Below are 3,793 nucleotides of genomic sequence, written 5' to 3' on the forward strand. Positions count from 1 at the left end.
CCCTATCAGATTCATTATTATCGGAATACGACAATAAAGTCATATCAAGTTGAATTTTAAAATTTTTCAGAAAAACCCTGTCAAGTCTTTTTTTAGCTACTTTTTGTTTTTTCGCTGAATAGTTACCATGAATTTTATCTCACGCACGCAAAAAAAATGCTGGCTGAGCGGAGCGAACGGGCGGTAAGTTATGCTTCTTAGTGCAGTTGCGTGAAAACTATAACAAGGAGGAGATCGACTATGAAACGGATTGCCATCAATGGACTGGGCCGTATCGGGCGGCTGGTGTTGAGACATTTTATGGACCAGAATCCGGATGATATTCAGGTTGTGGCGGTCAACGACCTGGTGCCTCTGGATAACCTGGCGTATCTGCTCAAATATGACTCGGTTCACGGTCCTGCGTCGTTTCCGGTGGAGGTCGGGGATGGCGTGATCGGCATGGGGGGGCGGTCCGTGCAGGTGTTTGCGGAAAAAGATCCGGCACGGCTGCCATGGAAAGAGCTGCGGGTGGATACGGTCATTGAGAGTACCGGATTTTTCAGCACAAGAGCGCTTGCCGCCAAACATATTGAGGCAGGGGCAAAGCGCGTCCTGATCAGCGCGCCCTGCAGGGATGCCGATTTTACGCTGGTCGTCGGTGTGAATGACCACGAATTTGACCCGGAATATCACCGGATTATTTCCACTGCCTCCTGCACGACAAACTCTCTGGTCCCGCCGCTGAGGGTGTTGCTGGACCGGTTCGGGATCAACCGGGCCATGGTTACCACGGTCCATGCCTACACCGGCACCCAGGGGCTGGTGGACCGGGCGGCGAAAAAAGCCATCCGGGGCCGGGCCGCGGCTATTTCACTGATTCCGACCAGTACGGGGTCTGATGAGGCCACGGTGATGGTGTTGCCGGAGTTGAAAGATCGCATCCGGGCGCTGGCAATCCGTGCACCGATTCCGGTCGGGGCCATTACCGATATTGTCGCGGATTTGAATCAGGTGGTCGTTGCCGAACAGGTGAACAGCGCTCTGAAATCGGCTGCCGAAGGTCCCATGGAGGGAATATTGGGGTATACGCAAGATGCGCTGGTGTCTGCCGATATCGTCAACGATACGAGATCGGGCATTGTGCACGGTCTGTCCACCTGTGTGGTGCAGGGAAGCATGGTAAAGATTCAGGTCTGGTACGACAACGAGTCCGGATATTCCCGGCGTCTTCTGGATGCTGTCGAGCGCCTGCCTCTCTGACCGTTGAATAAATTTATCGTATAGGGATTATATTTTATCCACAGATTACGCATATTTCTCAGATTAAAGACTGATGGACGCTGCGCTTGATGGCCGGAAGTTTTGCACTCTTGAGGATGTTATAAAATAAAATTTTCTGTTTCTTATCTTTTGCCTTAAACGAAGTGCTCCTTAAGCGATAGCGTTCCTCAAACGAAGTGGTCCTTTATCGAAGTGCTCCTCAAGCGATAGCGGTCATCCACCCGCAGGGGGAATCTTTATGATATTTCCCCGTGGCGCACGATTTCTCCTTCGATCAGGTACAGGACTTCCTCTGCGATGTTGACGGCGTGGTCTGCGATCCGTTCAATATGGCGGGAAATGTACATAAGGTTGATCCAGTAGCCCATATGCTCGGGGAGATGATGCATGTGGGCTTTAATCTCGTCATAGGCCGCGTTGTCCAGATGATCGATTTCGTCATCCGCATGGATGACCTGCTTTGCCAGACCGCTGTTCAGGTTGATTAGAGAATCCAGGCTCTGTTTGAGCATATCGGCTGTTTTTGCCCACATAATGGAATAGTCGAAGAAAATGTCTATATCCTTATGCTTTAAGATGATTGCAAGCCGTTCGGCGATGTTGCACGCCTCATCGGCGATTCGTTCCAGATCATTGTTGATTTTGATTACGGCGATGATAAACCTCAGGTCAACGGCAACCGGCTGATAAAGGGCAAGAATTTTAAGGCATTCCTCCTCGATGTTGACTTCTGTTTCATCGATTTCGTGATCCGAGTCGATAATCCATTTGGCAATTGTGGCGTCTTTGTTCTCTATGGCTTTGATGGCCATATGGAAGCGTTCCTCGACCTGCGCGCCCAGAGAAAGGATCATTTTCTTTATTCTGTCCAGTTCCTTGTGAAAGTGCTTTTCTGCCATAAATGCCTCCTCAAATTAATCGTCTGATATTTTCAGCCCCGGTGTCCTGATTTTTCTATAATCCCTTAATCGATAGCGCTCCTAAACACGCCCTCAAGGGCGCTATTGATAGCCGTAAAGAGTCACAAAAAACGCAAAAAAGGGGGGGGGTAATGTTTTTGTGAGTTTTGCGTTTTTTTGTGGCTGAAATGTTTTTTATCTTTTGCCTCAAACGAAGTGCTCCTTAAGCGATAGCGTCCCTCAAACGAAGTGGTCCTCAAGCGATAGCGCTCCTTAGTCCGCGCGCTAAGTTCATCATCCAAACCGTCCAGTAATATAGTCTTCGGTCTGTTTGAGTTTCGGGCGGGTAAATATTGTATCGGTAACGTCCATTTCGATCAGTTTTCCTATGTAAAAAAAAGCGGTCACATCCGAAACCCGGGCGGCCTGCTGCATGTTGTGGGTGACGATGATAATCGTGAGGCTGTCTTTGAGTGTGTGAATCAGTTCTTCAATTTTCTGGGTGGAAATCGGATCCAGGGCCGAGGCCGGTTCATCCATCAGCATCACTTCGGGTTCAACCGCCAGGGCGCGGGCAATGCACAGCCGCTGCTGCTGTCCTCCGGAGAGCCCAAGGGCGGAATCGTGAAGCCGGTCCTTGATTTCATCCATCAGCGCAGCCTGTTCAAGGCTTTTTTCAACGCGCTCGGCAATAAACTGCTTGTCCTTGACGCCATTGACCCGCAGGCCGTAGGCGACATTTTCAAAAATAGTTTTGGGAAAGGGGTTGGGTTTTTGAAATACCATGCCGACCCGGCTTCGGAGCGTGACGACATCCAGAGATGGATCCAGGATATTCTGATCGTCCATCAGGATGGCGCCTTCGGTCCTGGCGGTCGGAATCAGGTCGTTCATGCGGTTAATGCATCGCAAAAACGTGCTCTTGCCGCATCCGGACGGGCCGATCAATGCTGTGACCTGTTTTTCATGAACATCCAGAGAAATATCCGTCAGTGCCTGAAAATCACCATAAAAGAAATTTAACTGTTGAGCCGAAAGTTTAACGGGCTTGTTCATCGTTGTTGTATGACTTGATTGCTTCATAAAATTTCCTTGTTCGTAAGGAGCTGCGCTGCCCGAAATCTGAAATGGCGTGGCTGGTAGCTGATAGTCAACAGCCATCAGCTCAACCTTCTCCTCAGCCGTGCCCGATATACAATTGCGATCAGATTCATGCCCAGCACCAGTGCGATCAGCACCAGCGCGGTGCCGTACTGGAGGTGGCGCGTGGCTTCAATTTCCGTTCCGGCGGTTGCCAGTACATAAATATGGTAGGGCAGGGCCATGATTTCATCAAATATTGAGGAGGGCAGGTGCGGTGTATAAAATACCGCGGCCGTGAACATGATCGGAGCGGTTTCTCCTGCGGCCCGGCTGATGCCTAAAATGACGCTGGTTAAGATGCCGGGCATCGCGGTAGGGAGCACTACCCGCATAATCGTCTGTAACTTGGTGGCGCCAAGCCCCAGAGACGCTTCCCGGTACGTGTCGGGCACGCTTCTGAGGGCTTCTTCGGTGGTGCTGATAATGACCGGAAGCGACATGGCGCCCAGGGTTAAGGAGCCTGCGAGGATGCTGACCCCGAGTTTCAG

General features: G+C 50.8%; 4 protein-coding genes. 1 reads left to right on the forward strand and 3 read right to left on the reverse strand.

From position 1 onward, the window contains the following. Positions 1 to 240 precede the first annotated feature (240 nt). Positions 241 to 1,242: a type I glyceraldehyde-3-phosphate dehydrogenase gene (locus PHQ97_15965; GenBank protein MDD4394229.1), complete on the forward strand. Its 1,002-nt coding sequence runs from the start codon at positions 241 to 243 to the stop codon at positions 1,240 to 1,242. A 257-nt stretch (positions 1,243 to 1,499) separates the two neighbouring features. Here PHQ97_15965 and phoU read toward each other — a convergent pair whose 3' ends face one another. From phoU to PHQ97_15980, 3 genes are all read right to left on the reverse strand, one after another. Beyond that, a complete protein-coding gene (gene phoU / locus PHQ97_15970) occupies positions 1,500 to 2,162 on the reverse strand; it encodes a phosphate signaling complex protein PhoU (GenBank protein MDD4394230.1) in 663 nt (220 codons plus the stop codon). A gap of 294 nt (positions 2,163 to 2,456) precedes the next feature. Further along, positions 2,457 to 3,218, reverse strand: coding sequence for a phosphate ABC transporter ATP-binding protein PstB (pstB, locus tag PHQ97_15975; protein ID MDD4394231.1), 762 nt, complete (start codon positions 3,216 to 3,218; stop codon positions 2,457 to 2,459). A 104-nt stretch (positions 3,219 to 3,322) separates the two neighbouring features. After that, positions 3,323 to 3,793: ABC transporter permease subunit (locus PHQ97_15980; GenBank protein ID MDD4394232.1), on the reverse strand; the 471-nt coding region annotated here is incomplete at its 5' end.

Source organism: Desulfobacterales bacterium, assembly GCA_028704555.1.
In the GTDB taxonomy this organism is placed as follows: domain Bacteria; phylum Desulfobacterota; class Desulfobacteria; order Desulfobacterales; family JAQWFD01; genus JAQWFD01.

Bases quoted from the DNA above. Each gene is read 5' to 3' on its own strand.
- pstB (MDD4394231.1), bottom strand. From the start codon at position 3,218: ATGAACAAGCCCGTTAAACTTTCGGCTCAACAGTTAAATTTCTTTTAT.
- phoU (MDD4394230.1), bottom strand. From the start codon at position 2,162: ATGGCAGAAAAGCACTTTCACAAGGAACTGGACAGAATAAAGAAAATG.
- PHQ97_15965 (MDD4394229.1), top strand. From the start codon at position 241: ATGAAACGGATTGCCATCAATGGACTGGGCCGTATCGGGCGGCTGGTG.